Source organism: Anaerostipes sp. MSJ-23, assembly GCF_018918155.1.
In the GTDB taxonomy this organism is placed as follows: Bacteria; Bacillota; Clostridia; order Lachnospirales; family Lachnospiraceae; genus Anaerostipes.
The window spans coordinates 21,518-44,092 of record NZ_JAHLPY010000020.1 but is presented as its reverse complement, the minus strand read 5'-3'; the positions used below and the strand labels follow the sequence as shown (position 1 = coordinate 44,092).

Annotated in this window: 19 protein-coding genes, 1 pseudogene and 1 riboswitch; of the genes and pseudogenes, 11 read left to right on the top strand and 9 right to left on the bottom strand. The window is 34.9% G+C overall.

All coding sequences use genetic code 11. The features are described 5' to 3' along the window. Nucleotides 1–334 precede the first annotated feature (334 nt). From KQI71_RS11115 to KQI71_RS11105, 3 genes are all read left to right on the top strand, one after another. Nucleotides 335–1,540 carry a chloride channel protein gene (locus KQI71_RS11115; RefSeq protein WP_216436200.1) on the top strand — a complete coding sequence of 402 codons (1,206 nt, stop codon included), beginning with the start codon at nucleotides 335–337 and terminating at the stop codon, nucleotides 1,538–1,540. A 130-nt stretch (nucleotides 1,541–1,670) separates the two neighbouring features. Then, nucleotides 1,671–2,549 carry a helix-turn-helix transcriptional regulator gene (locus KQI71_RS11110; RefSeq protein ID WP_216436199.1) on the top strand — a complete coding sequence of 293 codons (879 nt, stop codon included), beginning with the start codon at nucleotides 1,671–1,673 and terminating at the stop codon, nucleotides 2,547–2,549. 76 nt (nucleotides 2,550–2,625) lie between these two features. After that, nucleotides 2,626–3,117: a superoxide dismutase family protein gene (locus KQI71_RS11105; protein WP_216436198.1), complete on the top strand. Its 492-nt coding sequence runs from the start codon at nucleotides 2,626–2,628 to the stop codon at nucleotides 3,115–3,117. A gap of 89 nt (nucleotides 3,118–3,206) precedes the next feature. Here KQI71_RS11105 and KQI71_RS12625 read toward each other — a convergent pair. Together KQI71_RS12625 and glyA are read right to left on the bottom strand one after the other, a co-directional pair. After that, nucleotides 3,207–3,776: pseudogene (locus KQI71_RS12625) on the bottom strand (IS3 family transposase); the annotation flags it as partial. Nucleotides 3,777–3,910: 134 nt separating this feature from the next. Then, nucleotides 3,911–5,158, bottom strand: a complete 1,248-nt coding sequence (glyA, locus tag KQI71_RS11090) for a serine hydroxymethyltransferase (protein WP_216436195.1) — start codon at nucleotides 5,156–5,158, stop codon at nucleotides 3,911–3,913. A 142-nt stretch (nucleotides 5,159–5,300) separates the two neighbouring features. Further along, nucleotides 5,301–5,389: riboswitch (glycine riboswitch) on the bottom strand. A gap of 199 nt (nucleotides 5,390–5,588) precedes the next feature. Here glyA and KQI71_RS11085 point away from each other — a divergent pair. Together KQI71_RS11085 and KQI71_RS11080 are read left to right on the top strand one after the other, a co-directional pair. Next, nucleotides 5,589–6,089, top strand: coding sequence for a GNAT family N-acetyltransferase (locus KQI71_RS11085; RefSeq protein WP_216436194.1), 501 nt, complete (start codon nucleotides 5,589–5,591; stop codon nucleotides 6,087–6,089). A gap of 248 nt (nucleotides 6,090–6,337) precedes the next feature. Then, nucleotides 6,338–6,841 (top strand): NUDIX hydrolase, encoded by a 504-nt coding sequence (locus tag KQI71_RS11080; RefSeq protein ID WP_216436193.1) that lies wholly within the window; start codon nucleotides 6,338–6,340, stop codon nucleotides 6,839–6,841. Nucleotides 6,842–6,867: 26 nt separating this feature from the next. Here the strand turns inward: KQI71_RS11080 and fliB are convergent, their stop codons facing one another. Then, entirely contained in the window at nucleotides 6,868–8,016 is a 1,149-nt protein-coding gene (fliB, locus tag KQI71_RS11075; protein WP_216436192.1) for a flagellin lysine-N-methylase, read from the bottom strand. Between the two features lie 147 nt (nucleotides 8,017–8,163). Here fliB and KQI71_RS11070 point away from each other — a divergent pair, with 147 nt between their 5' ends. Both KQI71_RS11070 and KQI71_RS11065 read left to right on the top strand, forming a co-directional pair. Next, complete coding sequence (locus tag KQI71_RS11070) at nucleotides 8,164–9,555, top strand: MATE family efflux transporter (RefSeq protein ID WP_216436191.1); 1,392 nt, start codon at nucleotides 8,164–8,166, stop codon at nucleotides 9,553–9,555. After that, the gene (locus tag KQI71_RS11065) at nucleotides 9,552–10,154 is read left to right on the top strand and encodes a class I SAM-dependent methyltransferase (RefSeq protein WP_216436190.1); all 603 of its coding nucleotides are present in this window, start codon (nucleotides 9,552–9,554) and stop codon (nucleotides 10,152–10,154) included. The genes KQI71_RS11070 and KQI71_RS11065 overlap by 4 nt, the downstream gene beginning before the upstream one ends. A gap of 75 nt (nucleotides 10,155–10,229) precedes the next feature. Here KQI71_RS11065 and KQI71_RS11060 read toward each other — a convergent pair whose 3' ends face one another. From KQI71_RS11060 to KQI71_RS11045, 4 genes are all read right to left on the bottom strand, one after another. Further along, nucleotides 10,230–10,421, bottom strand: coding sequence for a hypothetical protein (locus KQI71_RS11060; RefSeq protein ID WP_216436189.1), 192 nt, complete (start codon nucleotides 10,419–10,421; stop codon nucleotides 10,230–10,232). An 18-nt stretch (nucleotides 10,422–10,439) separates the two neighbouring features. Continuing rightward, nucleotides 10,440–11,627 (bottom strand): sodium/glutamate symporter, encoded by a 1,188-nt coding sequence (gene gltS / locus KQI71_RS11055; protein WP_216436188.1) that lies wholly within the window; start codon nucleotides 11,625–11,627, stop codon nucleotides 10,440–10,442. A gap of 18 nt (nucleotides 11,628–11,645) precedes the next feature. Next, entirely contained in the window at nucleotides 11,646–12,626 is a 981-nt protein-coding gene (locus KQI71_RS11050; protein ID WP_256442160.1) for a TAXI family TRAP transporter solute-binding subunit, read from the bottom strand. A gap of 193 nt (nucleotides 12,627–12,819) precedes the next feature. Then, nucleotides 12,820–13,602, bottom strand: coding sequence for a class I SAM-dependent methyltransferase (locus tag KQI71_RS11045; RefSeq protein WP_216436187.1), 783 nt, complete (start codon nucleotides 13,600–13,602; stop codon nucleotides 12,820–12,822). A 241-nt stretch (nucleotides 13,603–13,843) separates the two neighbouring features. Here KQI71_RS11045 and hcp point away from each other — a divergent pair, with 241 nt between their 5' ends. Continuing rightward, a complete protein-coding gene (gene hcp, locus KQI71_RS11040; RefSeq protein WP_216436186.1) occupies nucleotides 13,844–15,475 on the top strand; it encodes a hydroxylamine reductase in 1,632 nt (543 codons plus the stop codon). 177 nt (nucleotides 15,476–15,652) lie between these two features. Further along, a complete protein-coding gene (locus KQI71_RS11035; protein ID WP_216436185.1) occupies nucleotides 15,653–16,885 on the top strand; it encodes a dicarboxylate/amino acid:cation symporter in 1,233 nt (410 codons plus the stop codon). 58 nt (nucleotides 16,886–16,943) lie between these two features. Here KQI71_RS11035 and KQI71_RS11030 read toward each other — a convergent pair whose 3' ends face one another. Continuing rightward, nucleotides 16,944–18,584, bottom strand: a complete 1,641-nt coding sequence (locus tag KQI71_RS11030) for a SulP family inorganic anion transporter (RefSeq protein ID WP_216436184.1) — start codon at nucleotides 18,582–18,584, stop codon at nucleotides 16,944–16,946. 289 nt (nucleotides 18,585–18,873) lie between these two features. Between KQI71_RS11030 and KQI71_RS11025 the strand changes: the two genes are divergently transcribed. Beyond that, the gene (locus KQI71_RS11025) at nucleotides 18,874–19,896 is read left to right on the top strand and encodes an alpha/beta hydrolase (protein WP_253288056.1); all 1,023 of its coding nucleotides are present in this window, start codon (nucleotides 18,874–18,876) and stop codon (nucleotides 19,894–19,896) included. A gap of 79 nt (nucleotides 19,897–19,975) precedes the next feature. On the opposite strand, the gene bioB is transcribed toward KQI71_RS11025, so the two are convergent. Beyond that, the gene (gene bioB, locus KQI71_RS11020) at nucleotides 19,976–20,929 is read right to left on the bottom strand and encodes a biotin synthase BioB (protein ID WP_216436183.1); all 954 of its coding nucleotides are present in this window, start codon (nucleotides 20,927–20,929) and stop codon (nucleotides 19,976–19,978) included. A 336-nt stretch (nucleotides 20,930–21,265) separates the two neighbouring features. Between bioB and KQI71_RS11015 the strand changes: the two genes are divergently transcribed. Further along, a complete protein-coding gene (locus KQI71_RS11015) occupies nucleotides 21,266–22,537 on the top strand; it encodes an SLC13 family permease (RefSeq protein WP_216436182.1) in 1,272 nt (423 codons plus the stop codon). Nucleotides 22,538–22,575 lie beyond the last annotated feature (38 nt).

The following is a 22,575-nucleotide window of genomic DNA, read 5'->3' as shown; positions in this document are numbered from 1 at the left end:
CAGGGTCACCACAGTTGATCATTTTTTCGATATTTTCCATCTCGGAAGATCTGGGATGAAGAGTATATTTGATTTCTTCATAATCGTCGGTAAAGATTTTTTGTAAGATATTCCTATGTTTATTATGCAGGAAAATGAAGCAAAAGAAAACCCCCACCCCTCAAGATTGAGGGGCAGGGGAGTTGAATAGGCGAAGCCTATTTTTTGTTTCATAGGAAATTTGTCGCTGAAGCAACCAGCCGAAGACGGAGAATCCTTTAAAACAGGATTTTTTCTTGGATTATAGGAGGCTTCATTTCTGGGTTTAAGAAAGATAGAGAGGAATAAAAATCTTATGAACAAAGAACAAAAAGAGAAATTAATTTTCATGTTAAAACATTTGATTATGGCCGTTGTGGTAGGAATTATCGTTGGTGCGATTGATGCACTGTTTGGAAGAGTGTTGATTTTTTTATCTACTTTTCGAACCAAACATTATTTATATTTGATTCCATTTCTTCCAATTGCAGGGTTATTGATCACATGGATGTATTATTCTTTTAGTAAGGTTAGTTTAAAAGGGATGACCTTGGTGTTTGAGGCAGGGCAAAGAAAGACAGATGCGATTCCTATTGCATTAATTCCATTAGTTATGATTGGAACATGGATGACACATTTATTTGGAGGAAGTGCTGGACGTGAGGGAGTGGCTGTGCAGATTGGAGCCACGCTTTCTCATGTTATTGGAAGGAAAATGCATTTTCCAGAAAATGGACGAACAATGTTAATAATCGGTATGGCAGCAGGGTTTGGAGGATTATTTCAGACACCGTTGGCGGCTACATTTTTTGCAATTGAAGTTATAGTTGCCGGACGGATGGATTATGAGGCATTATTACCAGCAATGGCAGCTTCTTATATTGCAGCTTTTACTTCTCATACTTTAGGGCTCGAGAAATTTATAGTGCCGTTAACAGAATCGTTTAAGCTGTCTGGAAGTAAAAATATTGTCGGAATTTTAATTCTTGGGGTTCTTTTTGGAATTGTAGGACATTTATTTTCTTTTTCACTTCAAAAGACAAAAAAGATTATGGCAGATAAGATCGAAAATCCATTTGTAAGGATTGGGATCATTGCAATTCCATTGGCTATTTTACTGATTCTATTTTATGGAGGGCGTTACAGTGGACTTGGAACAAACTTAATTGCAAATAGTTTTGAAAATAAGTCAATTTATGCATATGATTGGATTTTAAAATTAATATTTACAATTATTACTTTATCAATTGGATTTCAGGGTGGAGAAGTAACACCGTTATTTTCTATTGGTTCATCTCTTGGAGTTGTACTTGGAAGTTTGTTTGGATTTCCTCCGATGATTTGTGCGGCACTTGGATATGTTGCAGTTTTTGGAAGTGCAACTAATACACTGATCGCACCAATGATGATTGGATTAGAAGTTTTTGGGACAGAAAATATGGTACCATTTGTGATCGTATGTATTATTGCATATGCGGTGAATGGAAATCAATCCATCTATGGAGCACAGGAAAGATTTTAAAAAATAGAGGAAAATAAAGATATTGCCACGTAACGTAGCAGAAAAATACACAATGCTATTTTTGTTTTCTTTTCATAAAATATCTGTTTTTTTATACTAGTTATATAAAAGAAGAGGAGGATATTGTAATATGGTATTTGCAGAAAAATTAAAATTGCTTCGTAAACAAGAAAACATGTCACAAGAACAGCTAGCTGCAAAACTTGGAGTTTCAAGGCAAGCTGTTACAAAATGGGAGACAGGAGCAGGAATTCCGGATATTGAAAATATTCTATCTATTTCTAAATTATTTGATATTTCGATGGATGAATTATTTTCAAATGAAAGGAAGATGAACCTGCCGAAAGATTATCTTTTCGAAAGTGTCACAGAATATGATATTGATGAATCAAAACATTATGATATGAAGTTTGGTTTTGCTAAAAAATTGGTGTTGTCGGGATATAAAGGTGAAAAAATTCGTGTTTGTCTGGCATCGAATACTATTTCTACACTTCAAAGTGATTTTAAGGTAAAAATTGATGACATAAAAAAACGAATGGATGTAGATATCAATCAGAAAAATGGGGTAACACGAGCAGCAGCAAAGGAGGAAGTTAATATTTTTGTACAGGTTCCAGTGACTTATATTAGAAATATGGAATGTGCGGTTCATGCAGAGCGAGTAGAGATTTACTCTTTGGAATGTGATAATATAGAGCTTGATTTAAAAACTTCAGAAGTGGTTTTGGAAGATATTTTGGGAACAGTGGAGATCAATTGCAATCTCGATATGAATATTTTTTGCAACTCCTTAAATGGTGCAATAGAAATAAATCAGATATCGGCAGTATCAAAAATACATATCCCAGAAGATGTAATGTTTGCAGCTGTTACAAAGGGAATTGCTACAAAAATTTCTTATGAGAAAAATGGAAAACAGGCAGATGTTTTTGCAGTGACTAATGCAGATAATATCATTGAATTAAATGGAATAAAAAGTGAACTTATTATTTCTGTTGACTGTTAAAAAACGGAAGGTGAATTTTTTGTGTCATTTTCTAAATATTTCGATATACTAAAAGAAAAGAGTATATGTGGTTGTTATGAGAAATATGAATAATTTATGTTCACTTATTGAAAGACGTCCGGATGCAGTAGCCATGGTGCGTGGAAGTGATGCATATAGAAGAATCAGAGGTAGAGTTTTATTTTATGGGGTAGAAGATGCGGTCGCGGTTCGTGTAGAAATAGAAGGACTGCCAAGAGGTAGAGGCTCATGTCAAAATCCAATGTTTGCATTTCATATTCATAGCGGAACAAAATGTGAAGGCAATCCAAAAGATGAATTTGCGGATGCAGGAATGCATTATAATCCAGGAAATTGTAAACACCCTTATCATGCGGGAGATATGCCACCATTGCTTGGTGTAAATGGTAATGCACTTTCGGTGTTTTTAACAGATCGTTTTACAATTAGAGAGATTATTGGAAGAGTTGTCATTATTCATGCGAATCCGGATGATTTTATGACACAGCCATCTGGAAATTCAGGAGAAAAAATAGCCTGTGGTGTAATTAAAAGAGCTTTTCGATAGAGGGTTAAAATAAAAAAGAGGATGCAAAATTTGAGGTGACCCCTTAAAGTTAGACTTTTGCGAGACGACTTTGGTCGTCTCGTTTTTCTTTATACAGCTAGAAGCTGAAGCCTGTATTGAACAGGACTCATCCATCCTAACTTCTCTTTTATTCGTTTCTCATTGTAGTATTTTATAAAACGTTCTACCTCAGATTTTAATTCCTCGTAGCTATAGAAAACAACACCATAGTAAATTTCTTGCTTGAGTAGTCCAAAGAAGTTTTCCATTACAGAATTATCCAGGCAATTTCCCTTTCTCGACATACTTTAAAATATGCGTTCTTCTTTTAGCCTATGAGAGTATGCTTTCATCTGATAAGCCCATCCTTGATCAGAATGAAAAGTTCTTCTGTACGGGCAGTCTGCAGAGATCTTAATTGCCTTATCTAAAGCATCCATTACGTTCTTTGCAGAAGGTCTCTGATCTATTCCATAGCTAAGTATCTCACCATTACACATATCCATAAACGGATCGAGATAAAGCTTATGCATAGTCAGACGACCTTTTTCATCAACTTCATAGTACTTGAATTCACTAGTATCTGTAGTGACTTTCTGATGAGGTATATGTGTATTAAAACGTCTGTGGATTCTGTTAGGAGCAACAGTACCCACCTTTTTTATTCAAGTATGCTAAAACAACTTTTTTCTTGAATTCAAAAGAATATTTAGCCATAAAAATACCGACCTCCAATCGTTAGATTTTAGGTCTAACTTTTGGGGGGCGGTACAATTGCATCCTCTTTTAATTTTTATGAATAGATAGGGTATTTATTGCAAAGTTCCACTACCTGTTTTCTGACATAATCAGCTTTTGAATCGTAATCAGTAGCAACCAGATGAATGAGTTTTGCGATTTCTTTCATATCATCTTCTTTCATTCCCCTTGTTGTGACAGCAGGTGTTCCAATTCTAACGCCAGAAGTTACGAAAGGACTTCTTGGATCATTTGGAACAGTGTTTTTATTGAGTGTGATATAAGCAGAATCGCATCGGTTTTGTAATTCTTTTCCACTAATGTCCATATTTCTTAAATCAACAAGCATTAGATGATTATCAGTACCGCCTGTTAAGATATCAAATCCTTCATTGATTAAGGCAGCAGATAGTGCCTTAGCATTTTTAACGACTTGTTCTTGATATGTCTTGAATTCTGGTTTGAGGGCTTCGCCAAGACATATTGCTTTTCCAGCAATCACATGCATTAAAGGTCCACCTTGGATACCAGGGAAGATAGCTTTGTTGAAATTGAATTTTTCTGCAGCTTCTTTATTTGCAAGAATCATACCACCTCTTGGCCCGCGAAGTGTTTTATGGGTTGTTGTTGTAACAACATCTGCATAAGGAACTGGGTTTGGATGAAGGCCTGCGGCTACTAGTCCTGCAATATGAGCCATATCAACCATTAAAACAGCTCCGACTTCATTAGCAACATCACGGAATATTTTAAAGTCAATGGTTCTTGCATAGGCACTTGCTCCGGCGATGATCATTTTTGGTCTGCATTTCAAAGCAAGTCTTCTCATTTCATCATAATCAAGATATCCTTCATCATCGACACCATAAGGTACAACATGAAAATATTTTCCAGAAATATTTACTGGAGAACCATGTGTCAGATGGCCGCCCTGATCCAGATTCATTCCCATAATTGTATCTCCTGGTTCTAGTACAGCAAATTGTACTGCCAGATTGGCTTGTGCGCCTGAATGAGGTTGCACATTGACATAGTCACAACCAAACAGTTTTTTTGCACGTTCGATGGCCAGACTTTCTACAACGTCAACATTTTCGCAGCCGCCGTAATATCTTTTTCCCGGATAACCTTCAGCATATTTATTTGTTAGCACTGTTCCCATGGCAAGCATGGAAGCTTCCGATACAATATTTTCAGACGCAATTAATTCAAGATTGCGATTTTGGCGTTCGTATTCTTTTAAAATAGCACTTCCTACTTGTTCATCTTTTCCAGATATAAATTTCATAATTTCTGATACCATAATTTTCCTCGCTTTCGTATAATAAATAATAAAAAAGAGACATAGAAAATATCAGATATCTTGTCAGATATTTTCTACGCCTCTGTCTTGTTCAACCTGAAAGATTTTTACTTCTTCGGTGCCCCATTGCTCTCCAGAGTATCGTCGAAATTCGGTCCTTTTGCCTGAGAGTTTATTGCGTCTGCCCCTTCGGCGTTATGTTTTAATCATAATCTCTCCCGGATTTTTCATTCGATTCTTCTAAAATTTTTATGACGTTAGTTTAGCATTTTGCTTTTTTTGTGTCAATTGTTAAAAGAAAATTTTTATAAAAAATAAATAATATAAAAAAATTCGTTGCTATTAGTTTATTTAAAAAAGTAATATCATTGACATTTTGAAAAAGAAATAGTACAAATAAGATATTATACAAAGCGAAAGGATAAAAAATATGGAAATCAGACAAGCCGTGATTGATGATTTGCCGGCAATTTTAAAGATTTATGAAAAAGCAAGAAATTTTATGAAAGAAAATGGAAATCCGACACAGTGGGCTGGAGGATATCCAGAGAAAGAATTGCTTGAAAATGATATAAAACAGAAACAATGTTATGTATGTGTAGAAGACAATCAGATAGTTGGGGTATTTGTATTTATCATAGGAGAAGATCCAACATATCAGATAATCGAACAGGGAGCATGGCATGATTCTATGACTTATGGAACAATTCACAGGATCGCATCTGATGGAAGAATTAAGGGGATAACACAAAAGTGTTTTGATTTTTGTAGTGAAAAAAATAAATATTTGCGTATTGATACGCATGCAGACAATCTCCCAATGCAAAATGCGGTGCAAAAATATGGATTTCAAAGATGTGGGATTATTTATGTAAGAGATGGAAGTCCTCGTATTGCATATGACTATTTATCTCAAGATAAAGATTCTTAAGGTGAAATTCTAAATAGAAAATAAGGAACTTATGGTATAATATAACTATTGTAAATAAGGAATAAATAAGGAAATGAGCTTACGCTATAAAGATATTCTCGCTTTAAAGATCAAAAAGCATTATCACATCTTTAAAAAGATAGGATCTGTCTATTGCGATGCTGCGGATTTCCTTATCAATCTATGTATGAATGATTGGACTGACATAAGACAGAAACACATGAAATTGCAGAAAGGAAATAAAAAATATGGAATTATGGGATATTTATGATAAAAACAAGAAACCAACTGGACGAACAATGAAAAGAAATGATTGGTGCTTAAAAGATGATGAATATCATTTGACGGTACTTGGAGTGGTTGCAAGACCAGATGGAAAATTTCTAATTACAAAGCGTGTTATGACAAAAGCATGGGCACCTGGATGGTGGGAAGTTTCTGGTGGAGCAGTACAGGCAGGTGAAGCATCCAAAGATGCAGTTCTACGTGAAGTAAAGGAAGAAACAGGACTTGATGTAAAGAATGCTGAGGGTGGATATTTATTTACTTATAAAAGAGAAAATCCAGGAGAGGGCGATAATTATTTTGTAGATGTATATCGTTTTATTATGGACTTTAAAGAAGAAGATCTTGATTTTCAGGAAAGAGAAATTGATGGTTATATGTTGGCAACATTAGATCAGATCAAAGCGTTTGCAGCGGAAGAAAAATTTCTTCATTATGATAGTATAAAAAAAGCTTTTGAATTATAAGTGAAAGAGGGCGAAATGCCCTCTTCTTATTTTATATCATTTCCATGGGAAAGAATCAGGGCAAAATAACCCCAATCCCAGATAAGTTCTTGAAAACTATTTTCAAGATATTCATAAATATCATCTTCCTCATATCCAGTCATTCGTGAAATGATTACAATATAGTCTCGAACGGTTTCATACTTAAGAGAAGTGCTTCTATCCGAAATCCATTTTAAAAAGAGACTTTGACGAATGGCAGTATATTCTAATGCGATCCATTGCATTTGAATAATCATATCTTTTAAATCAGCATCTGGCATAAGAAGATTGGAAAAAATTTCATTAGAAAGATAATTACGCAAGAGTGATTGAAAGGAGGAAAATTCATAATAAAAAGATTCCCATTGATATTGTAAATCCTTTTGTTCATAGCCTTCTGAAATCTGTTCTGCAAGTGAAAGGATAGGATTTAAATAAGAAAGATAAAGACCTTCTTTTTTATAATTTACAGACAGATCCTGAATAAGTTCATTACATTCTTCCATTGTATGTAAAATAGGAAGATCAATTTCTTCAATGGCACTTTTAAGCTGACGGACGGTAGCAGAAGAAAAATAATCCTCTATCATTTCGGTAGTAACAGGTTCGTTTCGATATAATTCTAGTAAAATGTAAAAAATTTCAAGAAGGCATTCTTCTAATGGTATTTTTGTATTTTGAATCAAATGTAAAATGGCTGAACGAATTTGAAATAGGACAGAGTCATTTTCAAAGTCTTCTGGAAAGGAAAGTATTTCTTTTTGGTTCCACAAATCAATAACAGCGGGGCAACATGGCATCATAGTTTCTTCTTCATGTGTGTCAAAAACATGTACATCTCTCGGAAAAATCTTACAGGTTTGGGACAACACACAATCGCCATAAGCTGTGACTAGCTGACACAATTTCTTTTCATCAAGAAAAGGGCATTTCTTTTGCTCATTTAGAGAAATTATGGTGCAATCTTCTTTCTGTATCGTATAATCTGCCAGATTTGATTTTGGCATAGAAATTGTCTTGGGTGGTACTAGTGTTTTCCACTGATGATATGTATCAGGATCAACAGAAATTTTCCATTCTTGACAGCAGGTAATCGGGCACTGATTGGCAGTGCATGTAAACAGATTGTAATAATCTGGGCGAATTCGTTTCATTCTCTTTCTCACTTTCTTTTTTCAATATTTTCATATTAACATGTTTGGAAGCTATGGAAAAGGCTTGCTGCATGTGTTTCAATCTTTTTCAAAATGCAGTATAATGGGGAAGAAAAATTGATAAAAATAGAAAAGGTGGGAAAATATATGAGTTCGATATCAAAAAGTAATAAATACGAAATTGATATGTGCAATGGTACAATCATGGACAAGTTGATTTCTTTTTCACTGCCATTGATGCTATCTGGGATTTTACAGCTAATGTTTAATGCCGTAGATATTATCGTTGTTGGAAGATTTAGTGGAAGTCAATCACTTGCAGCCGTAGGATCAACAACAGCATTAATCAATGTATTTACAAATCTTTTTATTGGAATTTCTCTTGGGGCAAATGTGCTGTCAGCACGTTTTTATGCAGCAGGGAAGAAAAAAGAAATGTCAGAGACAGTGCATACAGCGATTTTACTCGCTTTGATCAGTGGAATCATTATGCTTTTTGCAGGTCTTATTTTTTCAAGAGTTGTTTTAGAAATGATGGGAACACCGTCGGATGTTATTAATTTATCGACGTTATATATGCGTATTTATTTTATGGGAATGCCATTTTTTATGTTATATAATTATGGGGCAGCAATTTTAAGAGCAGTGGGAGATACAAAACGTCCCTTATTTTTCTTGATTGTAGCAGGACTTGTTAATGCATGTCTAAATCTTTTTTTAGTAATTGTATGTCATCTTGGAGTTGCAGGAGTTGCGATTGGAACGGTTATTTCACAGCTAATTTCCAGCATCCTTGTTCTTCGCTGCTTATGCAAGTCAGAGGGAAGTTATAAATTGTATTTTTCCAAATTAAAAATTAAAGGTGTTTATTTAAAACAAATTTTTCAGGTTGGAATTCCGGCAGGAATTCAAAGTACAGTTATTAACTTTTCAAATGTATTGCTCCAGTCATCGGTCAATTCTTTTGGATCCATTGCCATGGCAGGATATACAGCGGCAAATAATATTTTTGGATTTTTATATGTAACAGTTAATGCTGTAACACAGGCATGCATGAGTTTTACAAGCCAAAATTATGGAGTATATAAATGGAAACGTATGGATCGTGTATTGATTGATTGTATTATTTTGTCAGTTTCTGTTATGTTGGTTCTTGGTAGTAGTGCTTATATTTTTGGACCAGAACTTTTGAAGATTTATACAGAGAATATAAAAGTTATTCAGTGTGGAACAGAGATTCTTCTGTATACAACTGTTACTTATTTTTTGTGCGGATTGATGGATTTATTTCCAGGAGCTTTAAGAGGAATGGGGCATTCCACCGTTCCAATGCTTTTATCGATTATCGGTACGGTTGGTACAAGAATTGTATGGATCTTTTGGATTTTTCCAATGCATCGTTCGCTTGATATTTTATTTATTTCTTATCCGGCATCTTGGATTATTACGATTGTAATGCAGGTGATCTGTTTTTGGTTTGTTAGAAAAAAAGTACATAGAGAAATTAAAGAAACCATAGAAGGGGAAGAAGGATTATGATAAAACAAGAAGAACGGACATGGGATCAATTGTTAAAAATAAAAACAACAGGAAGGGATGATAGCAGGTCAGATCAATACTGTTATCCATATGAACCAACACCATATCCTGTTTTAGAGAGACTTGCTAATAGTGGATATATTAAAAAGAAAAATAAATTAGCTGATTATGGATGCGGAAAGGGAAGGGTTGATTTTTTCCTTTCTTATCAGGTAGGATGCCGTACCATTGGGATTGAGTATGATGAACGGATGTATAAGACAGCGATGGAAAATCATAAAACAGCAGTATCTTCGAGAAAAACAGAGTTTTGCTTAGGAAATGCGGCTAAATTTCAAGTGATGACAGATATTGATCGATTTTATTTTTTTAATCCATTTTCCATAGAGATTTTGCAAAGTGTGATAGCAAGAATTCGGGAATCTATAGTTGAAGATCCAAGAGAATTGCTCTTCTTTTTTTATTATCCATCAGATGAATATGTTTCTTATCTTATGACAGTAGACGAGCTAGAATTTTTGGATGAAATTGAATGTACAGATTTATTTGATGGAGAAGATTCCAGAGAAAAAATATTGATTTTTGGATGGGTTTATTAGGTATAAAAAAATCAGGGTTTCGTCAAAAACATTGACGGAACCCTGAAAATGTTATGGGCCTATCGTTTATTATGATTATTTTTTCTTAATATGAATTTCCGGGATGGCCACATTGTCATAAATAATATGGTCCTTATCTGCATTACTATTTGTTTTGTCATCGTTATCTTGCTCTTGTCCAATATAAACTTCAGGAACAGCAAGATTTTCACTTTTTACTTTATATTCTGAATGATGTTGTGAGTGTTTTTTCTTTTTCCCAAACATTTTCAAATCTCCTCGTTTTTAGATAAAATTAATAAAAAATGTAATTACCAAACTATTTAAAAAGTCGGCAAATAAACTCCCGATCAGGGGAACTAATAAATAAGCTTTTACGGATGGTACGTAACGATCACAAACAGCCTGCATGTTTGCCATGGCGTTTGGCGTTGCACCCATACCAAATCCGCAGACACCGGATGATAGAACAGCTGCATCATAATCACGGCCCATAACATTAAATACAACAAAATATGTATATAAGATCATCAAGATGGTCTGTCCTGCCAATAAAGTAATCAGTGGCAATGCCAGATCAGCAAGCTGCCATAACTTTAATGTGATCATAGCAATTCCAAGGAATAATGACAAGCTAATTCCACCAATATCATTGATTTCACCCATATAGATCGTAAATTTTCCGGAATATTCTCCAATATTTCTCATACAAGCAGCAGCGATCATAGCTCCAATATAAATTGGAAAGGTCATACCTGTCAAGGATAAAAGTTTAGAAAAGATTGTTCCAATTCCCATTGCGATAATGAGCTGAAAAACAGCGGAAGGATACATGCTTGTATGACGTTCATGTTTTTTCTCTTCTTCTACGAGTAAGCTATCATCTTCTGTTACGGCTGTTTTTAAAAGATCTTTTTTTTCAATCAGTCTTTTTCCAACAGGTCCACCCATGATACTTCCGGCAATCAAACCGAAAGTAGCAGCAGCAGTACATAAGGTACTTGCACCCTTGACACCAAAGTCTTCAAGGACAGGTCCAAAAGCTCCAGCAGTTCCATGTCCACCAACCATTGGGATGGAACCAGTGCATAATCCAACCAATGGATTAATATGCAATAGTTTTGCAAGACCGATCGCAAGGAAATTTTGCGATATGATTAATGCAATAACAAGTGCAAGAAATACGATCAATGCTTTTCCGCCACTTCTTAAAACCTTTAGGTTTGCTTGGAAACCAACAGAGGTGAAAAAGAAGACCATACAAACTTCCTTTAAAATATCATCAAAAGAAAATTCTGCAATTCCAGTCACATAACAAAGGCATGTGAAAATTGCAAATATAACACCACCGATGACGGGTGCAGGGATACAAAATCTTTCCAAAATATCAAATCTTTGTTTTAAAAATTTTCCTAACATCAGGACAACAACTGCAACAGCGATTGTCTGATACATATCTAATTGAATTTTCATTTGTTTTTACCTTGTTGCTTAGTTGCTTCCTTTCTTAGTTGATACATTCATTCCATGCGCTTTATAATAGGCAGCGGCACCTTTGTGGAATGGAATGGTAATTCCTTTCACTGCAGATTTCTCATCAAGAGAGATATCGACAGGAAGTGCATATTGAATTGATTGTTTGTTTTTAAATAAAATTTCAGTCATATTTTTAACAGTTTCTTCTGGTAATTTATCACTGGCAAGTAATACCGCTTTTACTCCAACGGTTTTTACATCTTCTGATTGTTTGGCATAAGTTTCTTTTGGAATGGTACATTCAGAATAAAAACCATAAGATTTTTTCAACTTATCAATACCTCTTTGATCAAGACTAATCAGACGGATATTGCATTGTTTTGCAAGTTCTCCAATGACGGTTGTTTCAACACCGGCAGTACAGAAAAAAGCATCAATTTTTCCAGATTTTAATTGTTTAGCAGCATTCGTATAATTTAAATTTACTTCATTGACCAGTTTTTCATTTAAACCGTAAATGCTAAGAATTTGTTTCGCATTTTGTTCTGTTCCAGATTCTTTTTCACCAATGCTGACCTTTTTGCCTTGAAGATCATCTACAGATTTGATAGAAGAATCAGCAGGAACAACAATCTGGCATGCTTCTGTATAAAGCGCAGCTACCGCACTATATCCACGTGTTTTCTTTTCGTTTTTAAAAATTCCAGTTTTCTGGTACGCATCATGAATAAGGTCTGTTTGAGCAACAGCCATCTGAATATAATTTTTTGATAAAAGACGTAAGTTCGCTGCAGAACCAGCAGTTGTCTTTACTTCAAGATTATAGTCTTTGTTTTTGGATGTTACTAAGTTCGTAAAGGTATCAGCAAATGTGTGGTACATACCTCCAAGACCGGCAGCCCCAAATCGGATTTTGCTAGAACTTTTTCCACAGCCTGTCAGACATCCGATGATAACCAGGACCGACATACAAAGGATCATCAATTTTTTCTTCAAAAAACCACCTCTTTACTTTCAAAATTTTATAAATCCACTCATTATTTTACCATTAATTTATAAATCTGTTAACTAAACATTTAAGTTCTGTAAGATATATGAAAAAAGAAGGTAAAATCAGAAAACTTTTTGGAAGATATATACGACAAAAAATTAGAAAGAATGATCAATTTTTGCTTTTAAATATCAAATTCTAAATCATTGATTTCTTTAGAATATCAACCGTATGAGAACCAGCACCAACAAGTTCTGGTCGTTCACAGACAGAAAGATGATACTGGATGAAGGTTTCAAAAGTACGTTCATCCATAGCATTTAATGTCTGACGCATATAGTCTGAAGGACCATCGGCGGAGATAACTTTGATCCTTTTGAGACCAGCTGCTTTATTGTAAGCATCCATATCTTCCAGGCGGACATAATCATATAAATCTTTTTCTTCTGGTTGAACACGGAAGTTTTTATCTAATTTTCCATTTTCTAAACATTCAAGGATATGATTTTGCTTGAAGCCATAAGTAATTACACTATATTCATTCATACAATAGGCGACAAGAATAACACCGTCATCTTTTAATACCCGTTTTGCTTCAGAAAGTGCCTGTACTTTATCTTCCATAGAATAAAGATGATACATTGGACCAAAAACAAGGACAAGATCAAACTCATGATCAGGGAATCTTGATAATTTCAGAGCATTTCCTTGATACGCTTTTACAGAGCTATTTTTTTTCTTTAAAATTCCAAGATTATACTTAATCAATTCCACGGCAGTTACATCATAACCTTCATTTGCAAGTTGTACAGAATAACGGCCAGTTCCAGCTCCAACATCTAGAATCTTTGCTGATTTATCTTTTGGCAGATATTCATGGATATACTTCATGGAAGTTGTAAATTCAACCTGACCATGACGGCTTAATAAACGTTTTTCTTCATTAAATTTATTATAATATTTTTCAAGTTCTGTCATCATAGATGAGAAATCTCCTTAGTAATTATTTATAGGTTAATGTTAAGATGTTAAACGAAAAAGGTCAATATTTTTGTAGGAAAAAGGAAGAGAAATTAATGGAAAATTTAAGGTATGATAGATCATAACAAATTTAAAAATTTTCATATTCTGTTGTCCTGACAACGGAATTCTTTTATGTAATCTGTTACGATAGCATCCGAAAGGAAAATTATGATTGATTCCAATAAAGGAGATTATTGTTATGGAGAATAAAATGTTTTGTTACCAGTGTCAGGAGACTGCTGGTTGTAAGGGATGTACAATAAGCGGTGTTTGTGGAAAGAAGCCTGAGGTTGCTGCAATGCAGGATCTTTTGGTGTATGTAACGAAAGGGTTATCTGCAATTACAACGCAATTAAGAAAAGAAGGAAAAGAAGTAGATGCTAAGATGAATCATCTTGTATCATTAAATTTATTTACAACAATTACGAATGCAAATTTTGATCGTCAGATGGTGATTGATCGAGTGAAAGAGACATTAAAAGTGAAAATGTCTTTGTTAGATCAGGTTGAACACAAAGAAAATCTTCCTAAAGCTGCATTTTGGGATGAAGAGGAAAATCTGTTTGACGAGAAAGCTGCTCTGGTTGGTGTTCTTTCAACTCAAAATGAAGATATTCGTTCTCTTCGTGAGATGATTACTTATGGATTAAAAGGTCTGTCTGCCTATTCTAAACATGCAAATGCATTGCTTCAAGATGATGAAGAAGTAGATGCATTTATGCAGAAAGCACTAGCGGCAACATTGGATGATTCTTTAAGTGTGGATGATCTTGTTGCATTAACTTTAGAAACAGGAAAATATGGTGTGCAGGGTATGGCGCTTCTTGATAAAGCCAATACACAGGCTTATGGAAATCCAGAAATTACAACCGTTGATATTGGAGTTAGAAAAAATCCAGGTATTTTGATCTCGGGTCATGATCTTAAAGATTTGGAAATGCTTTTGGATCAAACAGAAGGTAGCGGTGTAGATGTTTATACACATTCAGAAATGTTGCCAGCACATTATTACCCATTTTTTAAGAAATATAAACATTTTGCAGGCAATTATGGAAATGCATGGTGGAAACAAAAAGATGAGTTTGAAAGTTTTAATGGTCCAATTTTGATGACGACAAATTGTATTGTACCACCAAAAGACAGTTATAAGGATAGACTCTGGACAACAGGTGCGACAGGTTTTCCTGGATGCAAACATATTAGTGGCACTTATGGAGAGAAAAAAGACTTTTCAGAAATAATTGAACAGGCAAAGACTTGCAAAGCTCCAACAGAAATTGAAACAGGATCTATTGTCGGCGGTTTTGCACATGAACAGGTTTTTGCACTTGCAGATAGTGTTGTAGAAGCTGTAAAGAGTGGTTCAATTAAGAAATTTGTCGTTATGGCAGGATGTGATGGAAGAGCCAAAAGCAGAAATTACTATACAGAATTTGCAAAAGCACTGCCAAAAGATACTGTAATCTTAACAGCAGGTTGTGCAAAATATAAATATAACAAATTAGATCTTGGAGATATCAATGGAATTCCAAGAGTCTTAGATGCAGGGCAATGTAATGATTCATATTCATTAGCTTTGATTGCATTAAAATTAAAAGAAGTCTTCGGTTTGGATAATATTAATGACCTTCCAATTGTTTACAATATCGCATGGTATGAACAAAAGGCAGTCATTGTATTACTTGCATTATTATATCTTGGGGTAAAAAATATTCATCTTGGACCAACGCTTCCAGCATTCTTATCACCAAATGTAGCAAAGGTTTTAATAGAGAACTTTGGAATCGCAGGAATTCAGAATGTAGAAAAAGACATGGAATTATTCTTTTAATAAAATAGGAAAAATCATGAAAAAGGGCTTATTTACTTGATTTAAACGATATACTGTGATAAAATTTCAAAGGTTACAATCTCAAAGGAGGGCATTGCACGAAGCAATGCCTTTCTTTGCATATGTGTCCGAGCAAATAAATATAGGTTCAATCAAAAGAAAGAGAGAGAGTTATCAATGAAACCAAAGAAGAAAAAATTATCATTGGCTATGCAGATTTTTATTGCGTTGGTTCTGGCAATTATCGTTGGCTTGTTGATGCAAAGTCAGGCGAAATTTGCAAACACGTACATTAAACCATTCGGAACAATTTTCTTAAATCTTGTTAAATTTATCGTTGTTCCAATTGTATTATTTTCTATTATGTGTGGTATTATTTCTATGCGTGATATTAAAAAAGTAGGTTCGATCGGATTAAAAACAGTTGTTTATTATATGTGTACAACAGCGTTTGCAATTACCATTGGATTGCTTGGTGGTAATTTCTTTAAGAGATTATTTCCTATTATTACAACCTCTAATTTGTCTTATAAGGTCGGGGAAAAAATGTCCATTATGGATACAATTGTTAATATTTTTCCATCCAACTTTGTATCTCCGATGGTAGATTCGAATATGCTGCAGGTCATTGTTATGGCAGTTATTCTTGGCTTCGCGATTATTTTAATTGGAGAAGAAAAGAATCATCGTCTTGTGACAGCATTTAATGATTTGAATGAAGTTTTCATGAAGTGTATGGAAATGATTTTAAAACTTTCACCAATCGGTGTGTTTTGCTTATTATGCCCAGTTATTGCTGAAAATGGTACAATGATTATTGGATCTTTGGCAATGGTACTTTTAGCGGCATATATTTGTTATATTATTCATGCAGTTGTTGTTTATTCTATTGCAGTAAAGACAATGGGTGGTTTAAGCCCAGCAAAATTCTTTGAAGGAATGCTTCCGGCAATCATGTTTGCTTTTTCTAGTGCATCATCTGTTGGAACACTTCCAATCAACTTAGAATGTGTAGAAGCTTTAGGAGCAGACAAAGATGTTGCTTCTTTTGTACTTCCGCTTGGAGCTACGATTAATATGGATGGAACTGCTATTTATCAGGGGGTTTGTGCAATCTTTATTGCATCCTGTTATGGAATCAATCTGACAATGTCGCAGATGTTGACGATTATTTTGACAGCAACATTGGCATCTATTGGTACAGCGGGAGTTCCTGGTGCAGGTATGGTTATGCTTGCTATGGTATTGACATCTGTTGGACTTCCAGTCGATGGTATCGCACTTGTAGCTGGCGTAGACCGTATTTTTGATATGGGACGTACAACCGTCAATATTACTGGTGATGCAAGCTGTAGTATTATTGTTTCAAATTTGGAAAGAAAACGTGAAGCAAACAAGAAAAATAAATAAATGATTAGAAGAGAAAAAGGACATAGATTCTAAAAAAGGAATCCATGTCCTTTTTATATTAAATAAGTTCTTCTGCTCGTTCTAGGGCGGCAGAAATGTTTGGACAGAAGTTTTCTTTTCCTACAAGTTCAATAAAGTTTGATTTTTTCATAACCTTCATTGGTTGTTCATTTACATGTGAGAATACTAATGCAATTCCTTTAGATTCACATGTTTTTGTAAGATCAAAAAGTCCATTCATAGCAGTACTGTCCAAAGCGGGTACACTTCTCATACGAAGGACGAGGCATTTTGTAAAATCTTTTACTACAATATGTTCAATGGTGTCAGAAGCTCCGAAAAATAATGGCCCTGTAATTTCATACACGCGAATTGCAAGAGGAAGCCTTTTTAAATGATCATCGACATCTGGAGTATCATCATCAATGTAAACCCAGCTGTTTACATGAGTTTCTTCGCTCATTCTTTTGATAAACAGAAGACAGGCAATGACCATTCCAACTTCAATGGCAACAACAAGATCAAATGCGACCGTTAGGATAAAAGATATCAGTAGAACAATGATATCACTTTTTGGTGCTGTGCGGACAAGGTGTACGAAGGTGCGCCATTGACACATGTTATAGGCTACAATAAAAAGAATTGCGGCAATTGTTGGCATTGGAATCATTCCAGCAAATGGCATTAATATTACAAGTACAATAATCAAGGTAATAGAATGTACCATTCCGGCTATTGGAGTACGTCCTCCATTTTTGATATTGGCTGCTGTTCTTGCGATAGCACCAGTTGCAGGAATTCCACCGAATAATGCAGAAGCTATATTTCCGGCACCTTGTGCGACAAGTTCCATATCGGATCGGTGTTTTCCATTGATCATTCCATCAGCAACGACACAGGAAAGTAATGATTCAATTGCAGCAAGAACTGCGATTGTAAATGCATTTGGAATTGCTCCCTGTATAGATTTAAGGCTTAAGGAAGGCATATGAAAAGTCGGAAGAGAGTTACTGATAGTATAGAGATTTCCAATGGTTGATACGTTTAATGAAAGAAATCGCACCATAAGAATTCCAACAATAACGGCTAAAAGAGATCCTGGAATTTTTTTAAAAAATCTTGGTGAGATGATCAGAATTGCAAGACTAATGATTCCGACAATAACAGCATCTACGTGGATTGTAGAAATATTTTCAAACACAGCTTTTAATTTTTCTGTTGTTTCAATTGGTTTGAGACCTTTTGGATAAGTGATACCGAAAAAATCTTTTAATTGGCCGATAACAATGGTAACGGCGATTCCGGATGTAAAACCGGTTGTAATTGTATAGGGAATAAATTTGATTAGACTTCCAAAATGACAAAGACCCATCAGAATTAAAAAGATTCCGGCAAGAATCGTGGAAATAATAAGACCATTTAGTCCATCCTTTGCAACAATGCCAGCAACGATGGTTGCAAAGGCAGCAGTTGGCCCAGCAATCTGTACGCTGCTCCCACCAAGTGCAGAAATCACGAAACCAGCGACGATAGCAGTAAAAATACCGGCTTCAGGACCAACACCAGAGGCAAGTGCCAAGGCAATGGATAGAGGAAGTGCAATGATTGCAACAATAATTCCTGCCGTTATATCTTTTAGAAATTGAGAACGAGTGTAAGTTTGCAAAGATGTCAGTAACATAGGTTTTAAAAAATTCATTATACGTACGTAATATCCTTTCTTTTGTGCTATAGTGTAATTAACTTTGACGACGGCTGCTGGTGACAGCAACGTTAAGAGTATAGCATATAAAGAAAGCGTTAAGAAATAGAAAAAGCGAATGTTTAAAATTGGATACAATATATTTGTTTTTTTATATGACAGCAAACGTTATCTTTAAGACAAAAAGAAAGGACTTTAACTATGTTTACAGAAAAAGATACAATGACAAATATTATGAAAACAGAACCTGTGCAAAGAGCTATTGGAAATTGCGAAAGAAGATAAAATGGAATGGGGACAAGATTTTTGGTCAGAGCCTTTTGTAGAATGTGCAAATCTTTTAATGAAAACTGTACATGATCAGAGCTTTTGTTTTGTGCCATTATGGAAAGAACAAGAAACTTTGAATTTTTCATCTGGATGGATTCCAGATGCAGATGGAAATTGTGAGGAGAGTGTTTGGTTATTTACTGGAAATCCTCAAAGAGATTCACAGGCTTTTGCTCATACTTCTGGAAATGGATCGATCCCGCCTTATCCGTCAAATGCAGTGTCAGAAAAAGAAAAATGTTCTTATGGGAATAAGCGCCCGGCAGTTATCTTTTGCCCAGGAGGTGGATATGAAATGCTTTCTTATTATTCCGAAGGAATTCAACTGGCGCAACGAATGGAAAGAGATGGAGGTTATAAAGGGTTCGTATTAAATTATCGAATTCGTCCTAATACATATCCACAGCCACAGATGGATCTTGCAATGGCAATTTTACACGTACGTGCTCATGCACAGGAATATGGAATTGACCCAGAAAAGATTTTTATTGTTGGAGCTTCAGCTGGCGGACATCTCTGTGCTAGTGAAGCATATCTTCATAAAGAACTAAAAGAAGAAGTAGTTAGGAGACTTTTGAATATCAATATGGAAAATCAGCAAGCTCTAAAACAAAAATATGAGAAAATATCTGCCAGGCCTGATGCATTAGGATTATTGTATCCGGTTATTAGTTTTTCAGAAGATTATCATGAAGGAAGTTATATAAATCTGACAGGAGAGAAACCAGAATTAAAAGAAAAATTATCGATAGAATTACATATAGATCGACATTATCCACCAACGTATGCATTTGCAAATGAAGATGATGGTTGTGTGCCGGTAAGCAATACAATTCGCCTTGATCAGAAGTTGGAAGAAGCAAATGTAAAACATTTGTGTCAAATTTATCCACAGGGAGATCATGGAATTGGACTTGGATACGGATGTTCAGCGAAAGAATGGAGTGAAGAGATGTTAAAGTTCTTTCAGACTTTGTAGAAAAAATTGTATAAAACCCATGGAAATTCTACAGGTTTTTCTAAAGTGATTACTTATGAAACTTCCATGGGTTCATCTTTTAATCAGATTCTACTTCGCAGGTAAATCCTGCATCAGTAATAGTTTTTATTGTATCTTCAATTCCTTGTCCATCTGCAGTCAAATAACCAGAGGCAAAAATTGAGTTCACAACCGTCAATAATTGTTTTTCAATGCCTTTAAAGTAAATTTCACGGCCAGCAGCGCATCGAATATCAGCTTTTGGAACCATCAATCTTGCAAGACATAAAACTTTCATACAATATTCTGGTGTCAATTTAGAAGTGTCCGTTCCTTCCAGTGGTGTTCCTGGAATTGGAATGAGAAAATTAATTGGCAGAGCTTCTGGCTGGATTTCACGAAGATCCAGTAACATGTCAACAACGTCTTCTTTGCTTTCACCCATTCCAATAATACCTCCGCTACAGATTTCAAAACCAAGATCTTGAAGCATATGGATATTGTTTACGCGTTGTTCATAGGTATGTGTTGTACAAATATTTGGATAATTAGAACGGCTTGTATTCAGATTGTGGTTGATGCGGTCAAGGCCGGCTTCTTTTAAAATTAAGGCTTGTTTTTTTGTCAAAAATCCAATAGAGCAGCAAAGATGGGTGCCTTCTTCTTTCATTTTTCGAATTTTTTTTGCAAGTTCTTCAATTTCTTCATCATTAAATTTCATACCGCTTAGACCGATACAATGTCTGGAAAGATTATGATCATGAACAAACGTATTATCGCCATAAAGCTTATCATCATCAACCCATTTATATTTATCAATGTCTGCATGAGAACGGCAGGATTGGGCACAGTATGCGCAATTTTGAGAACAATTTCCGCTACGAGCATTTGTCAGTAAATGAATGCTTACATGGTTCCCTTTATATTTTTTACGAAGAGCTCCTGCCTGATCAATTAAATGGTTTAGTTCTTCATTTGGTGTATTTAAAATTTTAATTGCTTCCTCGCGGGAAAGTGTTTGTTCAGAAATCATAATAGTACCTTCCTTCATTTTCAAAATCTTATGTTTATTTATACGAGAACTTTAACATGGATGAGAATAATTGTCAACAAAACATAAAAACAAAGTTGACAATTGAAAAAGAAGAGTTATAAAATACATAAGAAAAAAGTTATCATATGGGACCTTGGTAAAGTTGAACAAAAACGCTATCTTTAAATAGAGCAGATTGCTGAATTGTTAAATATAGATTGACATCATGCCAAATCTGCTTTATAGTAATAATTAAGAAATGGATACATTATCAAATATAAAAGATCAAAAATAAGATGATGTAGATCGTGAATTCATAAAAAGGGAGGTATTTACATGAGTCCATCAACCATTACTTTATTATTTCTCCTATTTGCGGTTGTAATGTTTGTACTTGAGAAGATTCCATTGGGATTAACATCCATGATTGTCTGTTGTGGATTGGTCGTGACTGGAGTTCTTGACATACAGACAGCATTTGCGGGCTTTATTGACAGCAATGTTATTTTGTTTGTGGCAATGTTTATCGTAGGAGGAGCATTATTTGAAACTGGTATGGCTAATAAAATCGGCGGTATTGTTACAAAGTTCGCAAAATCTGAGCGCATGCTTATTGTAACAATTATGATAATCGTAGGTTTTATGAGCGGAGTGTTATCAAACACGGGAACAGCAGCTGTTTTAATTCCAGTAGTTATTGGAATTGCAGCAAAATCAGGGTATAAAAGATCTAAGCTTTTAATGCCACTTGTTTTTGCAGCAGCGATGGGAGGAAATCTTTCCTTGATCGGAGCACCTGGAAACCTAATTGCTCAGAGTGCTTTAAAAAATATCAATCTTTCTTTTGGATTTTTTGAGTATGCTATTGTTGGTCTTCCAATTTTAATCGTAGGGATTATCTTTTATGCAACGATTGGTTTTCGACTTCTTCCAGACAAGAATCCACCAGAAGATGATGATAGTGTTTTTGATGAAGTAAAAGATTTTAGTAATGTTCCAAAGTGGAAACAAGTTTTATCACTGATTATCCTTGTACTGACATTACTTGGAATGATTTTTGAAGAACAGACAGGAATTAAATTATGTATTGCGGGATGCCTGGGAGCACTGGCTTTGATTGTGACTGGAGTTATTTCAGAAAAAGAAGCATTAAAATCAATTGATTTAAAAACAATCTTTTTATTTGGAGGAACTTTATCGCTTGCTTCTGCTTTGGATAAAACGGGAGCAGGTCAGTTAATTGCAGATAAAGTAATAGGAGCTTTAGGAAATCATCCATCTCCATACGTATTAACATTTGTAGTGTTTATTTTATGTTGTATTATGACAAACTTTATGTCGAATACTGCAACAACTGCATTGATGGTTCCGATTTGTATTTCGATCGCTCAAGGAATGGGAGCAGACCCAAGAGCAGTATTAATGGCATGCGTTATTGGAGGTTCTTGTGCTTATGCAACACCAATCGGAATGCCTGCAAATACAATGGTTGTCGGAGCCGGGGGATATACTTTTATGGATTATGTAAAATCCGGATTTCCATTGATTATTATCGCAACTGTGATCAGTATGATTATTTTACCGATTGCATTTCCGTTCTATCCATAGAACAAAAACATGGAAATATCAAAATTATGTAAACAAAA

Bases quoted from the DNA above. Each gene is read 5' to 3' on its own strand.
- glyA (WP_216436195.1), bottom strand. From the start codon at position 5,158: ATGGTATCAGAAATTATGAAATTTATATCTGGAAAAGATGAACAAGTA.
- KQI71_RS11070 (WP_216436191.1), top strand. From the start codon at position 8,164: ATGAGTTCGATATCAAAAAGTAATAAATACGAAATTGATATGTGCAAT.
- KQI71_RS11030 (WP_216436184.1), bottom strand. From the start codon at position 18,584: ATGAATTTTTTAAAACCTATGTTACTGACATCTTTGCAAACTTACACT.
- KQI71_RS11025 (WP_253288056.1), top strand. From the start codon at position 18,874: ATGGAATGGGGACAAGATTTTTGGTCAGAGCCTTTTGTAGAATGTGCA.
- KQI71_RS11080 (WP_216436193.1), top strand. From the start codon at position 6,338: ATGGAATTATGGGATATTTATGATAAAAACAAGAAACCAACTGGACGA.
- KQI71_RS11085 (WP_216436194.1), top strand. From the start codon at position 5,589: ATGGAAATCAGACAAGCCGTGATTGATGATTTGCCGGCAATTTTAAAG.
- KQI71_RS11065 (WP_216436190.1), top strand. From the start codon at position 9,552: ATGATAAAACAAGAAGAACGGACATGGGATCAATTGTTAAAAATAAAA.
- hcp (WP_216436186.1), top strand. From the start codon at position 13,844: ATGGAGAATAAAATGTTTTGTTACCAGTGTCAGGAGACTGCTGGTTGT.
- gltS (WP_216436188.1), bottom strand. From the start codon at position 11,627: ATGAAAATTCAATTAGATATGTATCAGACAATCGCTGTTGCAGTTGTT.
- KQI71_RS11115 (WP_216436200.1), top strand. From the start codon at position 335: ATGAACAAAGAACAAAAAGAGAAATTAATTTTCATGTTAAAACATTTG.
- KQI71_RS11060 (WP_216436189.1), bottom strand. From the start codon at position 10,421: ATGTTTGGGAAAAAGAAAAAACACTCACAACATCATTCAGAATATAAA.
- KQI71_RS11110 (WP_216436199.1), top strand. From the start codon at position 1,671: ATGGTATTTGCAGAAAAATTAAAATTGCTTCGTAAACAAGAAAACATG.
- KQI71_RS11015 (WP_216436182.1), top strand. From the start codon at position 21,266: ATGAGTCCATCAACCATTACTTTATTATTTCTCCTATTTGCGGTTGTA.
- fliB (WP_216436192.1), bottom strand. From the start codon at position 8,016: ATGAAACGAATTCGCCCAGATTATTACAATCTGTTTACATGCACTGCC.
- KQI71_RS11045 (WP_216436187.1), bottom strand. From the start codon at position 13,602: ATGATGACAGAACTTGAAAAATATTATAATAAATTTAATGAAGAAAAA.
- KQI71_RS11035 (WP_216436185.1), top strand. From the start codon at position 15,653: ATGAAACCAAAGAAGAAAAAATTATCATTGGCTATGCAGATTTTTATT.
- bioB (WP_216436183.1), bottom strand. From the start codon at position 20,929: ATGATTTCTGAACAAACACTTTCCCGCGAGGAAGCAATTAAAATTTTA.
- KQI71_RS11105 (WP_216436198.1), top strand. From the start codon at position 2,626: ATGAGAAATATGAATAATTTATGTTCACTTATTGAAAGACGTCCGGAT.